Source organism: Iodobacter sp., from assembly GCF_025352645.1.
Taxonomy (GTDB): domain Bacteria; phylum Pseudomonadota; class Gammaproteobacteria; order Burkholderiales; family Chitinibacteraceae; genus Iodobacter.
Genome location: NZ_JANXSO010000083.1, coordinates 1 through 22,703 on the forward strand (window position 1 = coordinate 1; position 22,703 = coordinate 22,703).

Sequence of the window (22,703 nt, forward strand, 5' to 3'; positions counted from 1 at the left end):
ATCACCCGCTTTCCGCATATGCCTGCCGAAATTTTGCGTGGGCGTTTAGAGCGCGGCGAGATTGTCGATCATCAGGGCGAGGTATTGAATGTAGCGAGCGCTTACCAGCCCAATGGGCGGATTTGGTATTACCGCGAAGTGCCGGAAGAAACGCCTGTACCGTTTGCCGAGCATATTCTCTATCAGGATGAGCGCTTGCTGGTGGCGGATAAGCCGCACTTTTTGGCCTGTATTCCGGCTGGGCGTTATTTACAAGAAACACTGCTGACCCGATTACGTAAGTCGCTAGGCGCGCCCGACATTGCCCCGATTCATCGCTTAGATAGAGAAACGGCAGGGATTATGTTGTTCAGCCTAGATCCGGCCTGCCGCGCTGGCTACCATGCGCTGTTTTCAGAGCGGAATGTGGCAAAAGAATACGAGGCGATCGCGCCTTTTCGCGCTGATTTAGAGCTACCCCGCGTGCATCGCAGTTTTATGCGGGAGCAACAGGGCATGTTCACCATGGAAGAAGCGCCAGGTGAGCCCAATAGCGAAACCTATATCGAGCTGATCGAGCAACGCGATGCTTGGGCACGCTATCGCCTTAAGCCGCACACTGGCAAAAAGCACCAGTTACGCACCCATCTAAGCGCCTTGGGTGTGCCTATTTTGAATGATCCTTGGTATCCGGAATTGCTGCCCGAAAAAGGTGACGACTTCAGCCGCCCTCTGCAATTACTGGCGCGAGCAATTGAGTTTGTTGATCCGTTTACAGGTGAAAGCCGACGTTTTGAAAGCCCAAGGGAACTCAGCTGGCCGGAGTAAAGTCTATCTACTGACCATTCATAGCCAAGCAAAGCATGTACGAATCCAAACATCACCCCCTACTGCCTTGGGCACAATTTCGAACACGCTTGCTATTGCATTTTTTGGGGGCGCTGGGCTTGATCTCATTTTCGCTACTCTTAGGCGCAGCGGGGCATATGTATTTTGAGCAGCATAGCTGGCACGATGGCTTTGTAAACGGCGCGATGATGCTAGGGGGGATGGGGCCACTCACCCCGCCACTTAGCAATACAGGCAAGTTGTTTGTAGGCCTCTATGCAATGTATTCAGGGCTGGTGTTTGTAGCAACAATCGGCAGCCTGCTCGCTCCTATTGCCCACCGTGTCATGCACAAATTCCACAAGCAAGATGTGTAGGGTGGATTAGGCGGTTTTTCGCCGTAACCCACCATGCGAATGGCCGAGTGGGCAGCTTGCCCACCCTAGCAAGCTGTGAGGGCACGGCAGGCCGTAACCCTTATAGCTTTGTTGGTCTTTTCCAGCCATAAAGTGTCACTTGCCTAGCTCGTGCCACGGTTAACTCACCGGCAGGGGCGTTTTTACCAATCACCGAACCTGCACCGGTGGTTGCGCCCTCGCCAATGGTCACAGGCGCTACCAGCACATTGTTCGAGCCGATACGCACTTCATCTTCAATCACGGTGCGAAATTTATTCACGCCGTCGTAATTCGCCGTAATCGTGCCTGCGCCCACATTCACCTTGCTACCCATGGTGGTATCGCCGATATAGCTGAGGTGATTTACTTTGGAGCCTTTACCGATGGTGGCTTTTTTGACTTCTACAAAATTGCCGATATGCACATCATCGGCCAGCTCTGCACCGGGGCGTAGACGGGCAAATGGGCCGATCAGGTTGCCCTTGCCCACGATGGCGCCTTCTAGATGGCTGAATGGATGGATAATGGTGTCATCGTTAATCGTTACATTCTTTAATACACAATTCGCGCCAATTCTAACGTTCTCGCCCAGAATCACTTCGCCTTCAAACACACAGTTCACATCAATAATGACATCCATGCCATGACGTAGCGTACCGCGTACATCAATTCGATTCGGATCAACTAGGCTCACCCCTGCCAGCATTAAACTTTGTGCTATTTCACGCTGATAAATGCACTCCAGCTGTGCCAGCTGCACTTTATTATTAATGCCTTCCGCTTCCCAATGATCCTGTGGGTGTACGGTAGCAATCTCAATACCATCACGCACGGCCAGAGCAATCAAGTCGGTAGCGTAATATTCGCCCTGGGCATTGTCATTTTTTAGCTCAGCCAGCCAGCCAGCCAGCTTGGCCGTTGGCAGCGCCAAAATACCGGTATTCATTTCTTTAATAGCGGCCTGCTCTGGCGTGGTGTCTTTTTGCTCCACAATGCAAGTGACCTTAGCGGCAGCATCTCGCACAATCCGGCCATAGCCGCTCGCATCATCCAGAATATCCGTCAGAATCCCTAACTTGCCGCCAATGCTGGCCTCAAGCAGCGCTTGCAGCGTGGCTAGCCGTGTTAAAGGCACATCGCCGTACAACATCAGCGTAGTTTCACTTTGCAAATGCGGCATGGCCTGCGCTAAGGCATGGCCCGTTCCTAGCTGCTCGGCCTGATGCGCCCAAGCCAGATCGCTGCTACTGAGTAGCTCTTCTTGCACCTGCTGACCGCCGTGGCCATAAACCACCACCAGCTTAGTCGGCTTCAATTGCCTTGCCGTATCCAGCACATGGCCAAGTAAAGGCTTGCCAGCAAGACGATGTAAAACCTTAGGTATTTTGGAATACATACGCTTGCCCTGACCGGCAGCAAGCACAACAACATCAAGTAAGTCAGCCATGAGACAAGTTCCGGCATGCTAAAAGACAGTATTTTACCTGTTTTTGCGTTACAAGCTGATAGGTAAAAGGGGCAAGGCATGCGCCGTGCCCGCTCATTCATGAACTCAACCCAAATAACGCGCTTCTAAATGCGCACGGAAATGCGCAGGGTTCAGCACTTCACCCGTTGCGCGGCGCACTAATTCATCGGTTTCCCATTGGCTAGCTTGGCTCCAGATATTGGCGTTTAGCCAGCTAAAAATCGGCTCAAGATTACCTGCAGCAATTTGCTGGTCCAAATCTGGGTGCAGCTTACGAATGCTGGCAAAGTATTGCGCGGCATACATCGCGCCCAGCGTATAGCTTGGAAAATAACCAAATGCACCGTCAGTCCAGTGGATATCTTGCATGCAGCCATTTTTAAAATTGCCCTTGGTGTCTACACCCAGATAGGCCTGCATTTTCTCATCCCATAATGCAGGCACATCGTCGGCTTCGATCTCGCCATCAATCAGTGCACGCTCAATTTCGTAACGTAAAATAATGTGCGCTGGGTAAGTCAGCTCATCGGCATCTACGCGAATAAAATCTGGCCTAACTCGGGTATACATCGCTGCTAGATTAGCTGGCTCAAACGCAGCTTGATCACCTAAATACTTTTTGACTAGCGGACTAATCAGCTCTAAAAATGCTGGGTTCCTACCCAATTGCATTTCAAAAGATAGACTCTGACTTTCGTGTATCCCCATAGAACGCGCTCGGCCTACGGGTAAAACCACGTTTTCTCGTGGCAGATTTTGCTCATAACGGGCATGGCCAGTCTCATGCACGATGCCCATCATGCTCTGCATAAAATCGGCTTCGGTATAGCGGGTGGTAATGCGCACATCCTCTGGCACACCGCCGCAGAAGGGGTGATGCGATACATCTAGGCGGCCCGCCTCAAAATCAAAGCCCAGCAAGGCCATTACTTCCAAACCCAGTGCCCGCTGTTTTTCAATGGCAAACGGGCCTGTTGCGGCAAGAATCACTTTATTTCCTTGCCGCTCCATCGCTTGGCGAATCAGTCCTGGCAACCAACTTTTTACATCGCCAAAAATGCGATCAAGCTCGGCACAGCTCATGCCTGGTTCATACTTATTCAATAAAGACTCATACGGCGATAAACCCGAAGTCTGAGCTAATAGCTGCGCCTCTTCACGTGATAAACGCACTACTTCACGGAAATTAGCTAAAAATCCTGGCCAGTCGTTTCCTTGCCGCTGAGTGCGCCATTCGTGCGAGCAATGAGACCCCAGCAAGGTTTTGGCTTCAACTAAGGCAGCTGGCAATAGATTTGCCGTTTGCCACTGGCGTTTAATTTCACGCAAGCTGGCTTGCTCGGCCTCATCTAAATTTTCTTGCTCGGCTCCTGCAATATTCGCGGCCAACTCAGATGACGTAAGTGTGTGGTGAATCAATACATCCAACTCTGCCATCGCCGCACCGCGTGCATCATTACCTTTAGATGGCATCATAGCGGCCTGATCCCAAGCAGCCAAAGAGCCCAAATGTTCATAGCGATAAATACGGGTAAAAGTGGCCAACACAGCTTGATAGGCAGTTTTCATTCCACGACTCTCTTATAAGTAATAATACTTATCATGCCAGCGTGAGCAAGATATGCAATTGCGTTGAACCCTAGCCTAGGCTACGGAAAAAGTACCTGCAGGTAAAACAGCAGCTCAGCCAGACGCCAGCTAATCTATATGTAGGTGAAAGCAAGGGAGCTCCGATATGCAAGATCTGAAAATCATCTGGAAAATCATGCTGCCGGCAGGCTTGCTAACACTGGTCACTTTTGCGATTGTGCTACTTGCTCTACACGCCATTGCATCCATCAGCAGCCTTGCCTCTACGGCTTTAGACGAAAATGCCCGCAGAGTCTTTCTTGCCAACCAAGCTGCATTTTTCATCACGAGCACGACTACCGATGATCGCAACCAAATCCACGCTTGGTCGACGCAAATGGAAGCGACCGCCGAAAAGCAATTTCAAACGAACTTAGATAAAGGGCGCAACGCTTTAGAAAAATTATATGCAATAGAAAGCGTAAGCAGCCGAAAAGTATTGATCGATAATGCACGCAAGCAATTACTACAATTTGAAAAAATAGATAAAGAAGCTTTTAAGCTGACTCGGCAAGGAATGCCCACCGAAGCCTATGCACTCATCAACGGCGATGCCTACACGGCATATAAAGCCGCAATGAGCCATCTCAATCAACTAGTAAAATTAGAAGAAAACGATATCGCCATTGCGCGCAAGCAGATTGATGCGCGGGGTAAAAACACTTTTTGGACCGTCGTTATTGCCGCTGTCTGTGGGTTTTTAATCAGCCTTGCCGCCGTATGGATATGCACACAACAAATCCTCAAACAGCTAGGTGGCGAGCCTGCATACGCGGCTAAAGTAGCCCAGCAAGTCGCCGCAGGCGATCTTAGCTTACAAGTAATAGTGCGGGCTAACGATCAAAATAGCCTGCTATTTGCCATGCGCCAAATGGTAGAAAAACTTAATGCTATCGTTATCCAGCTCAGAAATGCCACAGAAGCCACCTCAACATCGTCTGCAGAAGTTTCAAGTGCGGCACAGCTACTCTGCCAAAACACCAGTATCAATGCCAATATCCTCAGAGAAAGCAGCATATCCATTGATAATCTCAATATAAGCACCAGCCAAAATACCCACACAGCTCATATCACCGACACCATGACCCGCCAATCTACTTTAGATGCACGTAGTAGCCGTGAATCAGTACAAGAAACCAACTTAGCCATGCTAAGCATTGCCAAAGAAATTAAAATTATTGACGATATTGCCTACCAAACCAATTTACTGGCCTTAAATGCCGCCATTGAAGCCGCGCGTGCAGGCCAGAATGGTAAAAGCTTCGCGGTGGTTGCTGCGGAGGTCAGAAAGCTGGCTGAACGTTGCCAAACCGCAGCCCAAGTGATTGGCGAGTTGTCCCATAGCAGCGTACAGCTTGCAGAAACCGCCAGCGAGCAACTGAATAAAATTGAGCCTAACATTAGAAAAACAGCCGACTTAGTCCAAGAAATAGCCGCAAATAGCCACGAACAAAGCCAAGAGCTTGAACTCATTAGCCAAAATATTGCTCAAGTATCACAAAGCATAGAAATGAATGCGGCTGCATCAGAACAGCTATCTGCTACCGCCGAGCAACTCGCAGAACAAGCTCTGCAAGTACAAACTCAGCTGGCATTTTTTAAGGTGGCAAAATAATGGATTGCCTATGTTTCCCCACCGCATTCATTTACTTGCCTGCCAAACACTATCGGCCGCCCCAGCAAATGGTAAGCGCAATAAGGGAGGCGGGTTTTGACCCGTCATAAATGATGCTCTATGATCAAATTCTGAGTCTTTGTATGATTAGCCGCCATGCCGTCTTTTAAAGTGCAACAAATCGTCCAGATCCGTGCGGATCAGTTGCCTTACATGCTTCCCAGCATGGCGCGTCAGCTTGACCGCCGTAAAGGCGAGGTTATCGATACCTTTGTTCCGCTTGGCAAGCGTGGGCAAATTGTTAAAGTTCGCTGGATTGCGCGCCGCGCTACCGAGCGTGATGTGACCATGGAACATCCAGAAGAAGATTTACAACTGGCTTAAGAAATATGATGTATTTTTTAATAGACAAATAAAAAGGCAGCCAAAGCTGCCTTTTTATTTACTACAAATACTTCACCACTAAAGCTTAGTGACCACGCTTTTTGAGCTTGTCGATCACGGCAAGTTTTGCTACCGCTTCTACCAGCTCGGCCTGAGCCATCGCAAAGTCCATCGATGATCCGTGGTTCTTTAATGCTTCTTCGGCGCGGCGTTTGGCGTCTAGCGCCTTAGCTTCGTCGATGTCTTTACCGCGAATAGCCGTATCGGCCAACACGGTAACCACATGAGGCTGCACTTCTAACATGCCGCCCGAAACATACAGAATCACTTCTTCATCGCTATTGGCAACTTTGATGCGCACCGCTCCGGGCCTCACGCGAGTGAGTAGTGGGGCATGGCGCGGCAGAATACCAATCTCACCTTTTTCAGCAGGAGCCGAGATAAACTCAGCGACGCCAGAGTAGATCAGTTGCTCTGCACTTACCACGTCCACATGCATTGTCATTGCCATGGCACTAATCCTTATTGCATGGTCTTGGCTTTTTCGACCGCTTCTTCGATGCTGCCTACCATGTAGAAGGCTTGCTCTGGAAGATGGTCGTAATCGCCATTAAGAATGCCTTTGAAGCCCTTGAGGGTTTCTTTCAGTGGCACATATTTGCCTGGAGAACCAGTAAACACTTCGGCCACATGGAAAGGCTGTGACAAGAAACGTTGGATCTTACGTGCGCGAGATACCGACAATTTGTCTTCAGGAGACAATTCATCCATACCCAGAATCGCAATAATATCCTGCAGTTCTTTGTACTTTTGCAATGTTTGCTGCACACCACGTGCAACCATGTAATGCTCTTCACCCACCACTTGTGGATCAAGCTGACGCGATGTTGAATCGAGTGGATCAACCGCTGGGTAGATACCCAGTGAGGCGATATCACGCGACAGAACAACGGTTGCATCCAAGTGAGCAAAGGTGGTTGCTGGTGATGGATCGGTCAAGTCATCCGCAGGCACGTAAACGGCCTGAATCGACGTGATCGAACCTGTCTTGGTCGAAGTAATACGCTCTTGCAGAGCACCCATTTCTTCAGCCAGAGTAGGTTGATAACCCACGGCAGAAGGCATACGGCCCAGCAGCGCAGAAACTTCCGTACCGGCCAGTGTGTAGCGGTAGATGTTATCTACGAAGAACAGAATGTCACGACCTTCATCACGGAAATGCTCGGCCATAGTCAGACCAGTCAGCGCTACGCGCAAACGGTTGCCTGGTGGCTCGTTCATCTGACCGTAAACCATCGCCACTTTATCAAGAACATTAGAGTCCTTCATTTCGTGGTAGAAGTCGTTCCCTTCACGGGTACGCTCACCTACACCAGCAAACACGGATAAACCCGCGTGTGCCTTAGCGATGTTGTTAATCAGTTCCATCATGTTAACGGTCTTGCCCACACCCGCGCCGCCAAACAGACCCACCTTACCACCCTTAGCAAACGGGCAAATCAAGTCAATAACCTTGATACCTGTTTCTAACAGATCGATAGATTGGTTCAGTTCGTCGAACTTAGGTGCAAGTTGGTGAATCGCGCGCTTATGCTCGCTCTTCACTTCACCGGCTTCATCAATTGGGTTACCGAGCACATCCATGATGCGGCCCAGTGTAGCGTTGCCCACGGGCACCGTAATCGGTGCACCAGTGCCGCTTACCAACATGCCGCGCTTCAGGCCGTCAGTAGTACCCATTGCAATCGCACGCACTACGCCATCGCCGAGCTGTTGCTGTACTTCCAGCGTCAGGTCGATTGCGTCGAGCTTGATCGCGTCATACACCTTTGGCAGGCTGTCACGTGGGAATTCCACGTCGACGACCGGGCCAATGATTTGTACGATTTTACCTTGGCTCATCGTTGTTCCTAAATCCCAGTTATTCGTTGTGCGTCCACAGGCTGTCGCAAAACTACTGCGAAGGCCAATGACCGCGTTAAAAAATCTCTCAAAATCCTCATTTACTCAAATGTAAATTCCGGTTTTTCGATATTTTTTGCCTTGTCCTTGGTCTTCTCGCTACGTTTTTCAACAGCCTTGTCGGGCCTATTACACCGCTGCCGCGCCAGAAACGATTTCGGAGAGTTCCTTCGTAATCGCTGCTTGACGGGTTTTGTTGTAAAGGAGCTGTAGATCGCCGATCACATTGTCTGCGTTATCAGTCGCCGCTTTCATCGCCACCATACGGGCCGCTTGCTCAGAAGAAATGTTTTCCGCTACGGCCTGGTAAACCAGTGCCTCAATGTAACGGCTCATTAATTCATCGATCACAGTCTTAGCATCTGGCTCAAACAGGTATTCCCAGTTGTAGCCTTTCTTTGGCTCGTCAGAATCTGGCGCACCAAATGCTTTGTCTGTTAGCGGTAACAGCTGCTCAATCACTGGCTCTTGCTTCATGGTGTTCACGAAGCGAGTGTAAACGAGGTGAACTTCGTCTACTTCACCAGCAATAAAGGCATCGATCATTACTTTGATCGGGCCAATCAGCTGCTCAAGGTGCGGGGTATCGCCGAGTCCGTGCGCAGAGGATAAAACCTTTGCGCCGTAACGGTTCATAAACCCAATCCCTTTGTTACCGATCGCGGTGACAGAGGTTTCTACGCCGTTTTGATGCCAATCCTTCATACGGTTCACGGCCAGACGCAGGGAGTTGGTGTTTAAACCACCACACAGCCCCTTGTCTGAAGTAATCGTAATCAGGCCCGCACGCTTAACAACGTCGCGCTTTTGCAAATAAGGATGCGTGTAATCAACAAAGGCAGCGCTCAGGTGGGCAGCCACATTACGGATTTTTTCACCGTAAGGACGTGCCGCTTTCATACGTTCCTGAGCCTTGCGCATTTTCGATGTCGCAACCATTTCCATAGCACGGGTGATCTTTTGCGTATTTTTTACGCTCTTGATCTTGGTCCGAATTTCTTTACCGCTTGCCATGATTTGATCCTTGTCTCAACGTATCAAATCAATACGCGGCGCTGGCCTTGAAGGCTTCCACGGCTTTAACGATCACTTTTTCGTCATCAGATACAAGGTCACCCTTGTCTTCTACACGAGCCAGCACATCTGCATGGTTAGTCTTCAATTCAGCCAAGAATGCAGCTTCAAACGCCAAGGCTTTTTCAACTTTGATGTCATCAAACACACCTTTGTTGATCAGCAATAACGTAATGGCCAATTCAGAAACTTTCAGCGGGCTGTATTGGCCCTGCTTCATCAGCTCTGTAACCATTTTGCCGCGCTCAAGCTGCTTACGTGTTGCTTCGTCCAGATCAGAAGCGAACTGCGCAAACGCAGCCAATTCACGATACTGAGCCAGAGCCAAACGTACACCACCACCGAGCTTCTTAATTACTTTGGTCTGCGCTGCACCACCTACGCGAGATACCGAAATACCGGCGTTCATTGCTGGGCGAATACCCGCATTGAACAAGTCAGTTTCCAAGAAAATCTGACCGTCAGTAATCGAAATCACGTTAGTTGGAACGAATGCAGAAACGTCACCCGCTTGGGTTTCAATGATAGGCAGAGCGGTTAAAGAACCGGTCTTACCTTTCACTGCGCCACCAGTCAGTTTTTCTACTTCTGCTTCGTTGATGCGGGAAGCACGTTCCAGCAGACGCGAGTGCAGGTAGAAAACATCGCCCGGATATGCTTCACGGCCCGGAGGACGGCGCAGTAACAGGGAAATTTGACGGTAAGCAACAGCTTGCTTGGACAAATCGTCATAAACGATCAGAGCGTCTTCGCCGCGGTCGCGGAAGTATTCACCCATCGTGCAACCAGAGTATGCAGCGATGTATTGCAGAGCAGCAGCTTCAGAAGCAGCAGCAGCAACCACAATGGTGTGACCCATCGCGCCGTGCTCTTCTAATTTGCGCACTACGTTGGCGATCGAAGAAGCCTTTTGGCCAATCGCAACATAAATACATGTCACGCCAGTGCCTTTCTGGTTGATGATCGCGTCTAGAGCAACGGCAGTTTTGCCGGTCTGACGGTCACCAATGATCAGCTCGCGCTGACCACGACCTACGGGCACCATAGTATCAATGGACTTGATACCGGTTTGCAGTGGTTGCGACACAGATTGGCGAGCAATAACGCCCGGCGCAATTTTTTCGATTGGTGCAGATTCTGTAGTACCCAGTGGGCCTTTACCGTCGATAGGCTGGCCAAGTGAGTTAACTACACGACCAATCAATTCACGGCCAACTGGAACTTCCAGAATACGGCCGGTACATTTGACTTCGTCGCCTTCTTGAATGTGCTTGTAATCACCAAGCACAACGGCACCAACAGAATCACGCTCTAAGTTGAGCGCAAGACCGAAGGTATTACCCGGGAACTCCAGCATTTCGCCCTGCATAGCCTCTGACAGGCCGTGCACACGAACGATACCGTCTGTTACGGAAACAACGGTACCAATGGTACGTGTTTCGGAGGCAGTCGATAAATTCTGGATCCGGGCTTTAATCAGTTCACTGATTTCAGACGGATTAAGTTGCATGATTTCTCCTAACTCTTCAGGCTCGAGGCGAGAGCGGTTAGCTTGCCGCGGACAGATGCGTCTACGACCAGATCACCTACCGTCACCTTCACGCCCCCGATGAGTTCCGGGTTAACGCTGACTTGGGCCGTGACCTTGCGGTGCAGCTGTTGGGAAAGTGTTGCTGATAATTCAGCAACTTGGGCATCAGTCATAGCAAAAGCGGATTCGATGCTGGCTTCAACTTCACCAGCGTCCGCTGCTTTGTACTCTTCAAATAGCTCTGCTACTGCCGGTAGGGCAGTGAAGCGGCGATTTTCAAGTACAGCATCGATGAAGTTTTGCACTTCAGCGCTTTGCTGACCACCCAATAATCCAAGCAACAGCTCCTTAACCTGAGCCACGGAGAACTTTGGATTAGCTACTACTTCTAGCGCTAACTCGTTACCTGCTACCAGGGCGAGTTGAGCCAGCACATCCGACCAAAGTGGGATGGTGCTGGTTTCTTTAGCTAGACGAAAGATAGCTACGGCGTAGGGCCTTGCGACGGTAATGAGTTCTGCCATGACGCTCTTACAGTTCCGCTTTGATGGATGCTAACAATTCAGCATGGGCACTCGCGTCAACTTCACGGCGCAGAATTTGTTCGGCGCCTTGTAGCACCAAACCTGCGACTTGTTGACGTAATGCTTCTTTAGTTTGCTGAATTTGCTGGTCAATTTCCGCTTGAGCGCCGGCAACAAGGCGTTCGCCCTCTGCCTTTGCATGGCCCTTGGCTTCTTCAACCAATTGCGCGCCACGCTTTTCAGCTTGCGCAATGATTTCAGTTGCGTGCTGTTTTGCTTCGCGAAGCTTGTCAGCTGCTGCTTTTTCGGCCAAAGCAAGATCTTGCTTGGCACGATCAGCAGAAGCTAAGCCATCAGCGATACGCTTAACACGCTCGTCCATCATATGGGTCAGCGGAGGCCACACGAATTTCATCGTGAAGATGACCAAGATCGCAAAAGTGATCATTTGGCCAAAAAGCGATAGATTAATATCCACGCTGTTGTCCTCCTAAAAGACGGGCTAGATTACTGAGCAACCGCATTAAGCAGAGGAGTCAGGAATGGGTTGTTGAATGTGTAAAGCATTGCAACACCAACGCCGATCATTGAAATAGCATCTAACAAACCAGCAATAATAAACAGCTTAGTTTGCAGAACTGGGATCATTTCTGGCTGACGAGCAGCAGACTCTAAAAACTTACCGCCAAGCAGAGCAAAACCAAGTGCAGTGCCGATAGCAGCTAAACCGATGATGATCGCGGCAGCGATAACAGTCATGCCTTGAACGCTAGCAATTACTTCTGGTGCAACCATTTCTAATATCTCCAAGAGGAAGGTTGGGTAAAACAAGGGGAAAGCGAACACTGAGGCCAGCCTAAGCTGGCCCAAGTAAAATTAGTGATCTTCAACCGCAAGGCTGAGATAAACAATCGTCAACATCATAAATACGAAGGCTTGCAGGGTAACCACCAAGATATGGAAGATGGCCCATGGTGTGCCCAGAACCCACTGCGCCCAGAATGGCAGCAGTGCGATCAGAATAAAGATCAGCTCACCGGCATACATATTACCGAATAGACGTAAAGCTAAAGAAATCGGTTTAGCGACTAGCTCAACCATCTGGAAAGCAAAGTTAACGGGTGCTAATAACACCGTCATGACCAAGCCTTCTGCATGAAACGGCGCAGTAAATAGCTCTTTCAGCCAGCCCACAAGACCCTTAGCTTTAATAGAGAAGCCAATAATCAGCAGCATCACCGACAAGGACATCGCAAAAGTTTGGTTTACGTCGGCAGTAGGCACAACGCGTAGCTTTTCAATGCCAAATACGTGTAGACCAATCCAAGGCAGCAGATCAACTGGCAAGAAATCCATGGAGTTCATTAAGAACACCCAGCAGAAAATCGTCAGGCTTAATGGGCCGATTACTTTTGATTTGCCGTGGAAAGCATCTTTGATTTGCGAATCAACCATTTCAACGATTAATTCTACAAAGTTTTGCAAAGGGCCTGGTACACCCGATGTCGCTTTTCTTGCGGCATACGCAAATACGCCAACAAAAAGAAAGCCCAGAGCAAGGGCAACCCAGAAGGTATCCAAGTGAAAACCATTTGCAGCCTGATTAAAGGATAAATGGTGCTGGATATATTCGGTGGCGTTAGCTGGTGCGTGATGTTCAGACATTTTATTTTTTGCCGTCAAATTTAATTAAAAGCCCAAACCAAAAGGCACTGGTGGTGGCAAGATAACCCACAAACGTCCATGGCCAATCTGCCTTTCGGTACAAAATGAACAACGCCGCAAAGGCGACGAGTGTACAAACCAACTTGCACATTTCAGCAGCAAAATGCTGCTTGAGAAGCACTGCTGGCGGAGCGAATTCAACACGATATGCGATGGCTGCATACAAGACACTGCCTATCACCGCGATAAATCCGCCCAGTAAACTTGAAATTGCCGGATTTTGCCCCAAGATCAAGAAGAGTAAGAAAGCCGTACTAATGGCGATTCCAATCTTTAGTCGGATTATGCCCCGAACCTGCGCTTTCCCAATCATTGCTTCACCACTAGGGAAAAACCCCGCGATTATACTGACCTGATTTGTGTTGCGTCAATTTTACCTATTGAACTTTTAAGTAAAATTTACTTGTCATTCAAGTAAGTCACGAGTAAAAGCCAGCTTACTTACAAGGGGCCGACACATAGTTAGCCATAACTTTATTACATCTTTCTAAGCAAGCTATCCAATTGTTCTGAACTGCTGTACTCGATGGTGATTCGGCCACTGCCCTGTTTACCAGGCTTAATGGATACTTTGGCCCCCACTCGCGTAGATAGTTCTTTTTCTAAGCGAAATATTTCTGGATCCGGCTGCGTAGCAGGTTTGTCTATGGCTGTTTCTTGTTGTTTTTTAACCAAAGCCTCGGTTTCTCTGACCGATAAACCTTTTGCAATAACCCGTCTAGCTAGATCCAACTGCAATAAGGCATCTAAAGGCAGCAAGGCGCGAGCATGCCCCATACTGAGCTGATCGGCCATTAGCATATTCCGCAGTGGCTCCGATAAGCTTAATAGTCTTAATAAATTTGAAACGCTGGCTCGGGACTTTCCTACCGCAAGTGCCGCAGCTTCATGAGTCATGCCAAATTCTTCAATCAAGCGTGAAATACCTAGCGCTTCTTCTAGCGGATTCAGATTTTCGCGCTGAATATTCTCGATTAGCGCCATTGCCAAAGCGGCTTCATCGGCAATCTCACGCACTAAGGCCGGAATCTCAGTTAGCCCTGCCTTAATAGATGCTCGCCATCGGCGCTCACCGGCAATAATTTCATACTTATCCAGCCCAATAGGCCGTACCAGCACTGGCTGCATTAAACCCTGTGCGGTGATTGATGCCGCCAGCTCTTCTAAGGCCGTTTCATCCATTTGCAAGCGAGGCTGGTACTTGCCCGGCTGCAAAGCCGTAATTGGCAAGTTTTGCAAAGAATCCTGACTATCTCCCATCAAGGCATCTAAACCGCGGCCAAGTCCTTTCATTTTCATGCTGTGGGAATCTCTTCTAGCAGGTTATGACGGGCCAGCAGTTCTTCAGCAAGTTGAAGATACGCTTGTGCGCCTTTGGAGTTTTTGTCGTAGGACAAGATTGGGCGACCATAGGAAGGTGCTTCGGCCAAACGAATATTACGCGGTATGACAGTGTGGTACAGTTTACTGGTGTAATGCTTAATCAGTTGATCCGAAACTTGCTGTGCCAAAGTTGAGCGCGGATCAAACATGGTGCGCAGCAAGCCTTCAATCTCTATTTTACGATTCATCGATTGTTTAACACGTTTAAGCGTATTCACCAAATCAGATAGACCCTCCAATGCGTAGTACTCACACTGCATCGGGATCAATACCGCATCCGCCGCCACTAAGCCATTCAGGGTGAGCAGCGTTAACGCCGGTGGGCAATCTAAAATAATATAATCGTAGTGCTCGCTGACTTGGGCTAAGGCGTTTTTAAGCCGCGATTCTCTGTGCTCCTGATTCACCAGCTCCACCTCGGCCCCTGCCAAATTACGATTAGCTGGTAGCACATCGATGCCCGCTGATTCAGAGCGCTGAATAATCTCTTGAATTGGCGTTGCGCCAAGCAGCAGGTTATATACAGAGCTGGTTAATTTAGCTTTATCAATCCCCACGCCCATCGTGGCATTGCCCTGCGGGTCTAAATCCACCAGCAGAACTTTTCTGCCCAGATGAGCCAGACTTGCAGACAAATTAACGGCCGTAGTGGTCTTACCTACCCCGCCTTTTTGATTGGCAATTGCCAGAATTTTCATCTTTGAGTCCCTAAAGGCCGTTAAAAAACACAACTACGCCTTAACCACATGCACCAGATGGCGTTCGGCATCAATACCTGGCACTTTTAAATGATCCACGTGGGTAACTTTAACAGTTGCGGGTAAATGGGCAATTTCTTCAAACGGGTAAACGCCTTTCAAAGCGGCCCATTCGCCATCCTCAGCCAATAAGTGGCTAGTCAGTTTAATAAATTCGCCCAACTCAGCAAAGGCACGCGAAGTAATGATCTGGAATGGCGCTTCTGGCTTATATAGCTCCACGCGCTCGGTCAGCACCGTGACATTGGTAAGCTTTAATTCGGCAATCACTTGGCGTAAAAACGTGGTTTTTTTATGATTTGAATCGAGCAAAAATAACTGCCAATCAGGCCGCGCAATCGCCAAAGGAATTCCAGGCGTACCAAAGCCCGATCCCACATCCAAGATACGGATATTCTCGCCCTTAAACTGTGGCAAGGGTGCGAGTGAATCTAAAATATGGTGCGAAACCATACGCTCTGGCTCACGAATCGCCGTTAGGCTATAGGTTTTATTCCACTTCGCAATCAAGGCCACATAAGCCAATAAATTTGCGGCTTGGGACATCGATAAATCAATTTTAAGCTCAGCTAGGCCAGCGGCCAGCTCAGAAAATAGGGAATCAGAAGCTGTCATTCAGTAACCTTACTCGCATCAAGCGCTTGTTTTTTCTTGAGATGAACCAGCATTAAAGCGATGGCTGCTGGGGTAATACCCGAAATTCTGGACGCTTGGCCCATGGTTTCCGGCTTATGCTTGCTTAATTTTTGCTGCACTTCCTTAGATAAACCCGATACCTGCGTGAAATCTAAATCATGGGGCAAGTTGAATTCTTCTAGATTATCGCGGTTAGCCACTTCAGATTGTTGCCGCTCGATATAACCCTGGTATTTCAACTGAATTTCTACCTGCTCGGCCACCAGCGGATCTTCCACTGCCGGTTGGGCCATTTCCATCGTCATCAAGCTTTCATAAGAGACCTGCGGGCGGCGCAGCAAATCGGCCAGCGTATATTCACGCTCAATCGCTTTACCCAACACACGCTCAGCGTCGCTTGCCGCAAGAATACGTGGATTTACCCATGTAGTGCGCAAGCGCGCTAATTCTATCTCAATTGCATCGCGTTTTTTGCAGAAGGCTTCCCACTGCACGTCACCAATCAGGCCTAGCTCACGGCCCATTTCGGTGAGGCGTAAATCTGCATTATCTTCACGTAATTGCAGGCGGTACTCAGCGCGGCTGGTAAACATACGGTAAGGCTCGGTTACACCATTAGTGACCAGATCATCAGCCAGCACGCCAAGGTAAGCCTCGTTACGTTTTGGCGTCCATGCGTCTTTTTCACGCACATAGAGGCCTGCATTCAAGCCTGCCAGTAAACCCTGTGCGGCAGCTTCTTCATAACCAGTAGTGCCATTAATTTGCCCAGCAAAGAATAAACCGGCAATGCTTTTGGTTTCGAAACTGGCTTTTAAATTACGCGGATCGTAGTAATCGTACTCAATGGCATAGCCAGGGCGCAGTATATGCGCGTTTTCCATACCGGCAATCGAGCGCACGGCAGCTAGCTGTATATCAAACGGCAAGCTGGTCGAAATACCGTTTGGATAATACTCATGGGTATCTAGGCCTTCTGGCTCTAAGAAAATCTGGTGACTGTCTTTGTCGGCAAAGCGATTAATTTTATCTTCGATACTCGGGCAATAACGCGGGCCAACGCCTTCAATTTTGCCGGTAAACATCGGGCTACGATCAAAGCCGCTGCGGATAATCTCATGCGTTTTAAGATTGGTATGAGCCATCCAGCAAGGCAATTGCTTTGGATGCATACCCACATTGCCACGTACCGAAAACACCGGCTCAGGCGTATCGCCGTATTGCGCTTCTAGCACCGAAAAATCAATGGATCGGCCATCAATACGGGGTGGCGTGCCGGTTTTTAGGCGGCCAACGGGGAGATTTAAATCGCGTAAGCGTGCTGCCAGCGTCACCGACGCTGGGTCGCCAGCACGGCCACCCACGTGGTTTTCTAAGCCAACGTGAATTTTGCCAGAAAGGAAAGTACCGGCAGTCAGTACCACCGCACCCGCTTCAAAGCGAATGCCGATTTGCGTTATCACGCCGGTGACACGATCGCCATCGAGGGTCAAATCGTCCACTGCCTGCTGGAATAAATCTAGATTGGGTTGGTTTTCCAGCATATGGCGAACGGCCGCTTTATAGCGAACACGATCAGCCTGCGCGCGAGTGGCACGAACAGCTGGGCCTTTGCTGGAATTAAGCGTTTTAAACTGGATGCCGCCAAAATCGGTAGCCAGTGCCATAGCGCCGCCTAAAGCATCCACTTCTTTAACCAAATGGCCCTTACCAATCCCACCAATTGAGGGATTACAAGACATCTGACCAAGGGTTTCAATATTATGCGTGAGGAGTAAAGTTTTATTCCCCATGCGCGCGGCCGCCAACGCAGCCTCAGTCCCAGCGTGGCCGCCGCCAACGACAATCACGTCGTATCGAGTAGGATAAAGCATAGTGGGCATCCCAGCAGGCAAAGGGCAATGATTTTACGCCCTATCGGCCCTGACGACTATCACGACGCGACAAAACGCCCCGATTATTTCGGGGCGTTTCACGTGGAACAAAATTCTAAGTCCACATAGGGCATGCAAGATGGGATTTAAACGAAGGTGCTCAAACGCCTTCTAGATAGCAGAATGTTCCAGCTTACTTGCTTGCCTTGAGGTAACGATAACCTTAGCCGCGAAACCTAAATAAAAAAAACCTAAGATATTCGCGGCTAAAGTGCTACGACCAAGTCTGGCTGAATAAAGCGACCAATCAGAAAACTTTATCTTACCCCAGCTACAGCACACCAAACTCACGCGCGGCTTCAATCGCCGCGCCTACAATACCGGCATCATTTTTCAGCTCGGCGGGCACCACAGGGAAACGCAAGCCTGTTAATTCTGGAATAAATTTTTCATGCTTTTTACTAATTCCACCACCAATAATAAGTAAATCTGGTGAAAGCAATAATTGCAAGTGTAAGATATATTCGTTAAGCCGCTGAGTATATTCTTTCCATTTTAAATCTAAATCATCTTTTACCTTACCAGAGCAATATTTTTCTGCAATTTCATTGTCTTTAAAAATAAGATGACCAAATTCGGTATTGCTAATTAATTTACCATCCACAATTAAAGCGCTACCAATACCCGTACCAAGCGTAATCATCAGTACTTTGCCTGCAACACCTTTAGCTGCACCAAATACGCCTTCGGCCAAGCCAGCGGCATCTGCATCATTAATTAATTTAAGGGGCAAGCCCGTTACTTGCGCCAAAATATCCTGAGCGGGTGCATTCAACCAAGAAGGATCTACATTGGCGGCAGAAAGTGTCACCCCATTATGCACAATGGCAGGAAAAGTACAGCCAATCGGGCCTTGCCAATTAAACTGCTCAACCAATTGCTTAACCACCAAGCCCACAGCCTCTGGCGTGGCGGGCTGCGGCGTATCAATACGAATACGCTCAGCCAATAGCTCGCCGGTCTCAACATTAACCGGCGCACCTTTAATCCCTGTGCCACCGATATCAATTCCCAAAACAATTTTTGGGGAAGTTAGTTGCTCTGTCATGGTTTTTTACTCTTCAATTATATATTAATTATTTTTATAAAAAATAGTGCATGGTTTTATTTTGGAGCAGGTGATTTAAGCTCTAATAAGCGTTTTTTATCTTCTTCTGCCTTAGCTTTAACTATTTCAATATCATTTAATTTACTTTTATTATCCGCATTAATATCCAACAATTCTTTTTTAGCCAAAGCATACTCAGCGTCCAAATCAGCAGGGATAGGCCTATTATTTTTATTTAAGCGACTCATTTGTTTTTCTATACGCTCTTTACGCTGTGTTGCCGTTTGCAAGCGCATAGTATTTGCAATCGTTGCAGATTGAATCATGCCAATACGCCGATCTCGAATAATATCAATTTCTTCAGGTCGAGAAAACGATTGTAATAAGGCACGATCTTTCCGCTGCTGCTCTTTTTGCTGCGCTTGTTCCTGTAATTTTTGGTCTTGCGCTTCCTTGCTTATCACAGGCACGGGCGTGGTTTTTACCATTCCTGATTTATTGAGCTCAGATATACCGCTGCTAGGTGTGATCGACGGTGGTTTGTCGCTATATTGCACCCGCCCTGTTTCATCAACCCAGCGATACAGCTTAGCCGAGGCCGTTGCCGTAAATAGCGCCAACAGTAAAAAGGTAAAGAAACCACGCAACATGAAATAGACCTTTTAGATGCCGTACTGATTACGGTAAGCGCTCACTTTAGCTAATTTCTCATCCGTGCCAGCCTGAGCTCCCAAATACCCTAGCAAATCATCCAAAGAAGCAATAGGGATCACAGGAATGCCAAACTGCTGTTCCACTTCTTGCACTGCCGACAACGCACCTTGACCGCGCTCCATTCGATCAAGTGCAATTAATACCCCAGCTGGCTCGGCACCCGCAGCACGAATCATATTCACCGACTCACGTACCGAAGTACCGGCAGAAATCACATCATCAATAATCATCACTCTGCCTTTCAGCGGTGCGCCTACTAAAACGCCGCCTTCGCCATGATCTTTTGCCTCTTTGCGATTAAATACAAAGGGCACATTCCGGCCTTGGGCAGCTAAAGCCACAGCAGTCGCCGATGCAAGCACAATTCCTTTATAGGCTGGCCCGAATAACACATCAAACTCTACGCCAGATGCTAATACCGCCTGTGCATAAAACTGCGCCAACGCACCTACCGATGTGCCGTCGCTAAATAAACCTGCGTTAAAAAAGTACGGCGATTGACGGCCAGCCTTAGTGATAAAATCACCAAAACACAGCACATTTTGCTCTACAGCAAAAGAAATAAAGTCGCGGCGAAAATCACTCATGCTGCATTTTCCTGTTTTATTATTGATCTCAATATTGCGAAGCATAACATTTCTTACAAAAGGACACCGAATGCGCATTATCAGTGCTAATTTAAACGGCATTCGCTCGGCTGCAAATAAGGGCTTTTTTGAATGGCTGGCAAAACAAGACGCCGATGTGGTGGCCTTGCAAGAACTTAAAGCACAAGAAGCCGATCTTTCCCAGCAAATGAAGACACCAGAAGGGCTAAAAGGTTTTTTTCATTATGCGAACAAAAAAGGCTATAGCGGCGTAGGCCTCTATTGCCGCCGCGAACCAGACCGTGTCATTACCGGCCTTGGTATTGCCGATATCGATTTTGAAGGCCGCTATTTACAAGCCGACTTTGGCAATCTATCTGTCATCTCCCTTTATTTGCCATCAGGCTCATCGTCAGACGAGCGACAGCAGGTTAAATTTTCATTTCTGGAGCGTTTCCGCCCACATTTAGAGCAGCTTGCCGCCAGCGGGCGCGAAGTGGTTCTGCTGGGTGACTGGAATATCGCTCACAATGAAATCGATCTTAAAAACTGGAAAGGCAATCTGAAAAACTCAGGCTTCTTACCAGAAGAGCGTAGTTGGCTGGGTAAACTATTCAGCGAGCTGAATTTTGTAGATATCTGGCGCAAGCTTTACCCAGAAATCCCCGGCTACACATGGTGGAGCAACCGTGGCCAAGCTTATGCCAAAGATGTGGGTTGGCGTATCGACTACCACATCACCACCCCCGGCATTGCAGCCACGGCGCAAAGTGCGGTCGTTTATAAAGACGAAAAATTCTCCGACCACGCCCCGCTGATTGTGGACTACGACTACCAAGTTAATTAAATCTAAACCCAAATCTTGAACCACAGAGAGCACAGCGTTTCACGGAGAGAATCAAAGCAATTTGGCAATACTCTAAGCTGTAGAAGGCAAAAGTATTAGTGCATAAAAGATGCAAACAAAACCTGATCCATTACGGATAGTTTTCTCCGTGATTCAAGATTTAGGTTTTTTCCATTCTTGCATCGTTGCTGTACTTTAAGATTTGGGTGTTGATTTTTCTGAATTCCACGGTGCTACTTTAAACAGCAGCAACATGCCCGGAATCGCCAAAGCGGTGCATAGGAAAAAGAAATTGATCCAGCCCATTTGTTCTACCAACCAGCCCGTGCTGGCATTAATAAAGGTGCGGGGCACTGCTGCTAGGCTGGTAAACAAGGCAAACTGGGTTGCGGTATAGCGTGGATCAGTAGTTCTGGCGATAAAAGCAGTAAAAGCTGCAGTTCCCAGCCCAACACCTAAGGCCTCAAAAGCAATCACACTGGCTAAGGCAATTTTATCCGTGCCCATAGTCGCCAACCAAGCAAACCCTAAGATAGACAAGACCTGCACCACGCCAAACAGCCACAATGCGCGATTGATCCCCAGCTTTAACATCCACACGCCACCCACAATACCGCCAAATACCGCAGGCCATAGCCCTGCATTTTTAGCGATCACGCCAATTTCTGTTTTACTAAAACCCATTTCTAAGTAAAACGGCGTCGCCAACGCGGTGGCCATGCTGTCGCCTAATTTATATAAAAAGATAAATGCCAAAATCCATATGGCATTACGCCAGCCGTGGCGGGTCATAAATTCGTAGAAAGGCTCAACCACCGCCTCACGCAGTGTTTTAGGCGGGCGGACTAATTGCGGCTCGCTCACCAACAGCGTCATCACAATTCCCGGCAGCATAAACAAACCGGTAATCATAAACACCTGCGCCCATGGCAAATGATCGGCCAAAATCAAAGAAAACGCGCCGGGAATCAGGCTGGCAATGCGATAGGCATTTACATGCACTGAAGTACCTAGGCCTAATTCTTCATCGCTCAGAATTTCACGCCGATAAGCATCCAGCACAATATCCTGACTAGCACTAAAAAATGCCAAAGCCATGGCCAGATAGGCAATCGACCATAAATCGAGCTTTGGGTTAAATAAGCCAAACGATGCAATCAAGGCCAATAAGGCCACTTGCGTCAGTAGCATCCAACCGCGCCGCCGCCCAAGACCAGGCAAGGCATAGCGATCGAGTAGTGGTGCCCAGATGAATTTCCACGTAAACGGAAATTGAATCAGCGCAAAAAAACCAATTGCTTTTAAATTAACCCCTTCGCTTTTTAACCACGCAGGGACTAAGTTAAGCAAGATATACAGCGGCAAACCCGAGGCAAATCCGGTAAATACACAGATCAACATGCGCCGCGAGAACAAGAGCGATTTCCAGTGAGTAGTAGTCATAGTAGCTGGCGGTAAAATAGAGGCGCTACCTTACCGCAAAGCAAGCATTTAACAAACAAAAGCAGAAAACTATCTTGAACGTCAAACACGGTGATATTTGAAATAAACAGGGCAAGGATCGCTGGTTTTCCTATCTTGATCCATTCAGGGCTTCGGGAATAAATCCCTCTTTCGAAAGCGCTTGAATTACACCTCGGATCAAAAAGTTGTTACTAAAGCCCACCGTATACTGACGT

24 protein-coding genes are annotated in these 22,703 nt (G+C 48.5%); 5 read left to right on the forward strand and 19 right to left on the reverse strand.

Translation table 11 applies throughout. The features are described from left to right. The coding region (locus Q0R17_RS09815; protein WP_293934557.1) for an RluA family pseudouridine synthase at positions 1–807 on the forward strand (807 nt) is incomplete at its 5' end. Positions 808–842: 35 nt separating this feature from the next. After that, positions 843–1,184 (forward strand): hypothetical protein, encoded by a 342-nt coding sequence (locus Q0R17_RS09820; protein WP_293934559.1) that lies wholly within the window; start codon positions 843–845, stop codon positions 1,182–1,184. Between the two features lie 100 nt (positions 1,185–1,284). Here the strand turns inward: Q0R17_RS09820 and glmU are convergent, their stop codons facing one another. After that, on the reverse strand, positions 1,285–2,652 hold the full coding sequence (gene glmU, locus Q0R17_RS09825) for a bifunctional UDP-N-acetylglucosamine diphosphorylase/glucosamine-1-phosphate N-acetyltransferase GlmU (protein WP_293934561.1): 1,368 nt from the start codon (positions 2,650–2,652) through the stop codon (positions 1,285–1,287). Between the two features lie 105 nt (positions 2,653–2,757). After that, a complete protein-coding gene (locus tag Q0R17_RS09830) occupies positions 2,758–4,242 on the reverse strand; it encodes a carboxypeptidase M32 (RefSeq protein ID WP_293934564.1) in 1,485 nt (494 codons plus the stop codon). A 166-nt stretch (positions 4,243–4,408) separates the two neighbouring features. Between Q0R17_RS09830 and Q0R17_RS09835 the strand changes: the two genes are divergently transcribed. Continuing rightward, positions 4,409–5,917 (forward strand): methyl-accepting chemotaxis protein, encoded by a 1,509-nt coding sequence (locus tag Q0R17_RS09835; RefSeq protein WP_293934567.1) that lies wholly within the window; start codon positions 4,409–4,411, stop codon positions 5,915–5,917. Between the two features lie 156 nt (positions 5,918–6,073). After that, positions 6,074–6,301, forward strand: a complete 228-nt coding sequence (locus Q0R17_RS09840) for a hypothetical protein (RefSeq protein WP_293934569.1) — start codon at positions 6,074–6,076, stop codon at positions 6,299–6,301. Positions 6,302–6,386: 85 nt separating this feature from the next. On the opposite strand, the gene Q0R17_RS09845 is transcribed toward Q0R17_RS09840, so the two are convergent. The 16 genes from Q0R17_RS09845 to pyrE all read right to left on the reverse strand — a co-directional run bounded on the left by Q0R17_RS09845 (position 6,387) and on the right by pyrE (position 20,177). Then, a complete protein-coding gene (locus tag Q0R17_RS09845) occupies positions 6,387–6,812 on the reverse strand; it encodes a F0F1 ATP synthase subunit epsilon (RefSeq protein WP_293934571.1) in 426 nt (141 codons plus the stop codon). An 11-nt stretch (positions 6,813–6,823) separates the two neighbouring features. Next, a complete protein-coding gene (gene atpD, locus Q0R17_RS09850; protein ID WP_293934574.1) occupies positions 6,824–8,203 on the reverse strand; it encodes a F0F1 ATP synthase subunit beta in 1,380 nt (459 codons plus the stop codon). A 189-nt stretch (positions 8,204–8,392) separates the two neighbouring features. After that, the gene (gene atpG / locus Q0R17_RS09855) at positions 8,393–9,277 is read right to left on the reverse strand and encodes a F0F1 ATP synthase subunit gamma (protein ID WP_293934595.1); all 885 of its coding nucleotides are present in this window, start codon (positions 9,275–9,277) and stop codon (positions 8,393–8,395) included. 28 nt (positions 9,278–9,305) lie between these two features. Further along, positions 9,306–10,847, reverse strand: coding sequence for a F0F1 ATP synthase subunit alpha (atpA, locus tag Q0R17_RS09860; protein ID WP_293934597.1), 1,542 nt, complete (start codon positions 10,845–10,847; stop codon positions 9,306–9,308). A gap of 8 nt (positions 10,848–10,855) precedes the next feature. Beyond that, a complete protein-coding gene (locus Q0R17_RS09865; protein ID WP_293934599.1) occupies positions 10,856–11,392 on the reverse strand; it encodes a F0F1 ATP synthase subunit delta in 537 nt (178 codons plus the stop codon). A 7-nt stretch (positions 11,393–11,399) separates the two neighbouring features. Further along, on the reverse strand, positions 11,400–11,870 hold the full coding sequence (locus Q0R17_RS09870; protein ID WP_293934601.1) for a F0F1 ATP synthase subunit B: 471 nt from the start codon (positions 11,868–11,870) through the stop codon (positions 11,400–11,402). A gap of 29 nt (positions 11,871–11,899) precedes the next feature. After that, the gene (gene atpE, locus Q0R17_RS09875; RefSeq protein WP_265736897.1) at positions 11,900–12,169 is read right to left on the reverse strand and encodes a F0F1 ATP synthase subunit C; all 270 of its coding nucleotides are present in this window, start codon (positions 12,167–12,169) and stop codon (positions 11,900–11,902) included. 99 nt (positions 12,170–12,268) lie between these two features. Beyond that, positions 12,269–13,057: a F0F1 ATP synthase subunit A gene (gene atpB, locus Q0R17_RS09880; RefSeq protein ID WP_293934604.1), complete on the reverse strand. Its 789-nt coding sequence runs from the start codon at positions 13,055–13,057 to the stop codon at positions 12,269–12,271. A gap of 1 nt (position 13,058) precedes the next feature. Further along, entirely contained in the window at positions 13,059–13,430 is a 372-nt protein-coding gene (locus Q0R17_RS09885) for an ATP synthase subunit I (protein ID WP_293934606.1), read from the reverse strand. Positions 13,431–13,594: 164 nt separating this feature from the next. Further along, positions 13,595–14,416, reverse strand: a complete 822-nt coding sequence (locus tag Q0R17_RS09890) for a ParB/RepB/Spo0J family partition protein (RefSeq protein WP_293934608.1) — start codon at positions 14,414–14,416, stop codon at positions 13,595–13,597. After that, on the reverse strand, positions 14,413–15,198 hold the full coding sequence (locus Q0R17_RS09895; protein ID WP_293934610.1) for a ParA family protein: 786 nt from the start codon (positions 15,196–15,198) through the stop codon (positions 14,413–14,415). The genes Q0R17_RS09890 and Q0R17_RS09895 overlap by 4 nt, the downstream gene beginning before the upstream one ends. A gap of 33 nt (positions 15,199–15,231) precedes the next feature. After that, positions 15,232–15,873: a 16S rRNA (guanine(527)-N(7))-methyltransferase RsmG gene (gene rsmG, locus Q0R17_RS09900; RefSeq protein ID WP_293934612.1), complete on the reverse strand. Its 642-nt coding sequence runs from the start codon at positions 15,871–15,873 to the stop codon at positions 15,232–15,234. Then, a complete protein-coding gene (gene mnmG / locus Q0R17_RS09905) occupies positions 15,870–17,777 on the reverse strand; it encodes a tRNA uridine-5-carboxymethylaminomethyl(34) synthesis enzyme MnmG (RefSeq protein ID WP_293934615.1) in 1,908 nt (635 codons plus the stop codon). Before mnmG ends, rsmG begins: the two co-directional genes overlap by 4 nt. A 322-nt stretch (positions 17,778–18,099) precedes the next feature. Then, complete coding sequence (gene ppgK / locus Q0R17_RS09910; RefSeq protein ID WP_293934616.1) at positions 18,100–18,876, reverse strand: polyphosphate--glucose phosphotransferase; 777 nt, start codon at positions 18,874–18,876, stop codon at positions 18,100–18,102. A 56-nt stretch (positions 18,877–18,932) separates the two neighbouring features. Beyond that, positions 18,933–19,526 (reverse strand): DUF4124 domain-containing protein, encoded by a 594-nt coding sequence (locus Q0R17_RS09915; RefSeq protein WP_293934618.1) that lies wholly within the window; start codon positions 19,524–19,526, stop codon positions 18,933–18,935. A 12-nt stretch (positions 19,527–19,538) separates the two neighbouring features. After that, positions 19,539–20,177: an orotate phosphoribosyltransferase gene (gene pyrE, locus Q0R17_RS09920; protein ID WP_293934622.1), complete on the reverse strand. Its 639-nt coding sequence runs from the start codon at positions 20,175–20,177 to the stop codon at positions 19,539–19,541. A 70-nt stretch (positions 20,178–20,247) separates the two neighbouring features. Between pyrE and Q0R17_RS09925 the strand changes: the two genes are divergently transcribed. After that, on the forward strand, positions 20,248–21,024 hold the full coding sequence (locus tag Q0R17_RS09925) for an exodeoxyribonuclease III (protein WP_293934619.1): 777 nt from the start codon (positions 20,248–20,250) through the stop codon (positions 21,022–21,024). A gap of 195 nt (positions 21,025–21,219) precedes the next feature. Here Q0R17_RS09925 and Q0R17_RS09930 read toward each other — a convergent pair whose 3' ends face one another. Beyond that, positions 21,220–22,467 carry an AmpG family muropeptide MFS transporter gene (locus Q0R17_RS09930; protein ID WP_293934620.1) on the reverse strand — a complete coding sequence of 416 codons (1,248 nt, stop codon included), beginning with the start codon at positions 22,465–22,467 and terminating at the stop codon, positions 21,220–21,222. Positions 22,468–22,703: the final 236 nt, after the last annotated feature.

Coding starts and splice junctions, on each gene's coding strand:
- Q0R17_RS09820 (WP_293934559.1), top strand. CDS start 843: ATGTACGAATCCAAACATCACCCCCTACTGCCTTGGGCACAATTTCGA.
- glmU (WP_293934561.1), bottom strand. CDS start 2,652: ATGGCTGACTTACTTGATGTTGTTGTGCTTGCTGCCGGTCAGGGCAAG.
- Q0R17_RS09830 (WP_293934564.1), bottom strand. CDS start 4,242: ATGAAAACTGCCTATCAAGCTGTGTTGGCCACTTTTACCCGTATTTAT.
- Q0R17_RS09835 (WP_293934567.1), top strand. CDS start 4,409: ATGCAAGATCTGAAAATCATCTGGAAAATCATGCTGCCGGCAGGCTTG.
- Q0R17_RS09840 (WP_293934569.1), top strand. CDS start 6,074: ATGCCGTCTTTTAAAGTGCAACAAATCGTCCAGATCCGTGCGGATCAG.
- Q0R17_RS09845 (WP_293934571.1), bottom strand. CDS start 6,812: ATGGCAATGACAATGCATGTGGACGTGGTAAGTGCAGAGCAACTGATC.
- atpD (WP_293934574.1), bottom strand. CDS start 8,203: ATGAGCCAAGGTAAAATCGTACAAATCATTGGCCCGGTCGTCGACGTG.
- atpG (WP_293934595.1), bottom strand. CDS start 9,277: ATGGCAAGCGGTAAAGAAATTCGGACCAAGATCAAGAGCGTAAAAAAT.
- atpA (WP_293934597.1), bottom strand. CDS start 10,847: ATGCAACTTAATCCGTCTGAAATCAGTGAACTGATTAAAGCCCGGATC.
- Q0R17_RS09865 (WP_293934599.1), bottom strand. CDS start 11,392: ATGGCAGAACTCATTACCGTCGCAAGGCCCTACGCCGTAGCTATCTTT.
- atpB (WP_293934604.1), bottom strand. CDS start 13,057: ATGTCTGAACATCACGCACCAGCTAACGCCACCGAATATATCCAGCAC.
- Q0R17_RS09885 (WP_293934606.1), bottom strand. CDS start 13,430: ATGATTGGGAAAGCGCAGGTTCGGGGCATAATCCGACTAAAGATTGGA.
- Q0R17_RS09890 (WP_293934608.1), bottom strand. CDS start 14,416: ATGAAAATGAAAGGACTTGGCCGCGGTTTAGATGCCTTGATGGGAGAT.
- Q0R17_RS09895 (WP_293934610.1), bottom strand. CDS start 15,198: ATGAAAATTCTGGCAATTGCCAATCAAAAAGGCGGGGTAGGTAAGACC.
- rsmG (WP_293934612.1), bottom strand. CDS start 15,873: ATGACAGCTTCTGATTCCCTATTTTCTGAGCTGGCCGCTGGCCTAGCT.
- mnmG (WP_293934615.1), bottom strand. CDS start 17,777: ATGCCCACTATGCTTTATCCTACTCGATACGACGTGATTGTCGTTGGC.
- ppgK (WP_293934616.1), bottom strand. CDS start 18,876: ATGACAGAGCAACTAACTTCCCCAAAAATTGTTTTGGGAATTGATATC.
- Q0R17_RS09915 (WP_293934618.1), bottom strand. CDS start 19,526: ATGTTGCGTGGTTTCTTTACCTTTTTACTGTTGGCGCTATTTACGGCA.
- pyrE (WP_293934622.1), bottom strand. CDS start 20,177: ATGAGTGATTTTCGCCGCGACTTTATTTCTTTTGCTGTAGAGCAAAAT.
- Q0R17_RS09925 (WP_293934619.1), top strand. CDS start 20,248: ATGCGCATTATCAGTGCTAATTTAAACGGCATTCGCTCGGCTGCAAAT.
- Q0R17_RS09930 (WP_293934620.1), bottom strand. CDS start 22,467: ATGACTACTACTCACTGGAAATCGCTCTTGTTCTCGCGGCGCATGTTG.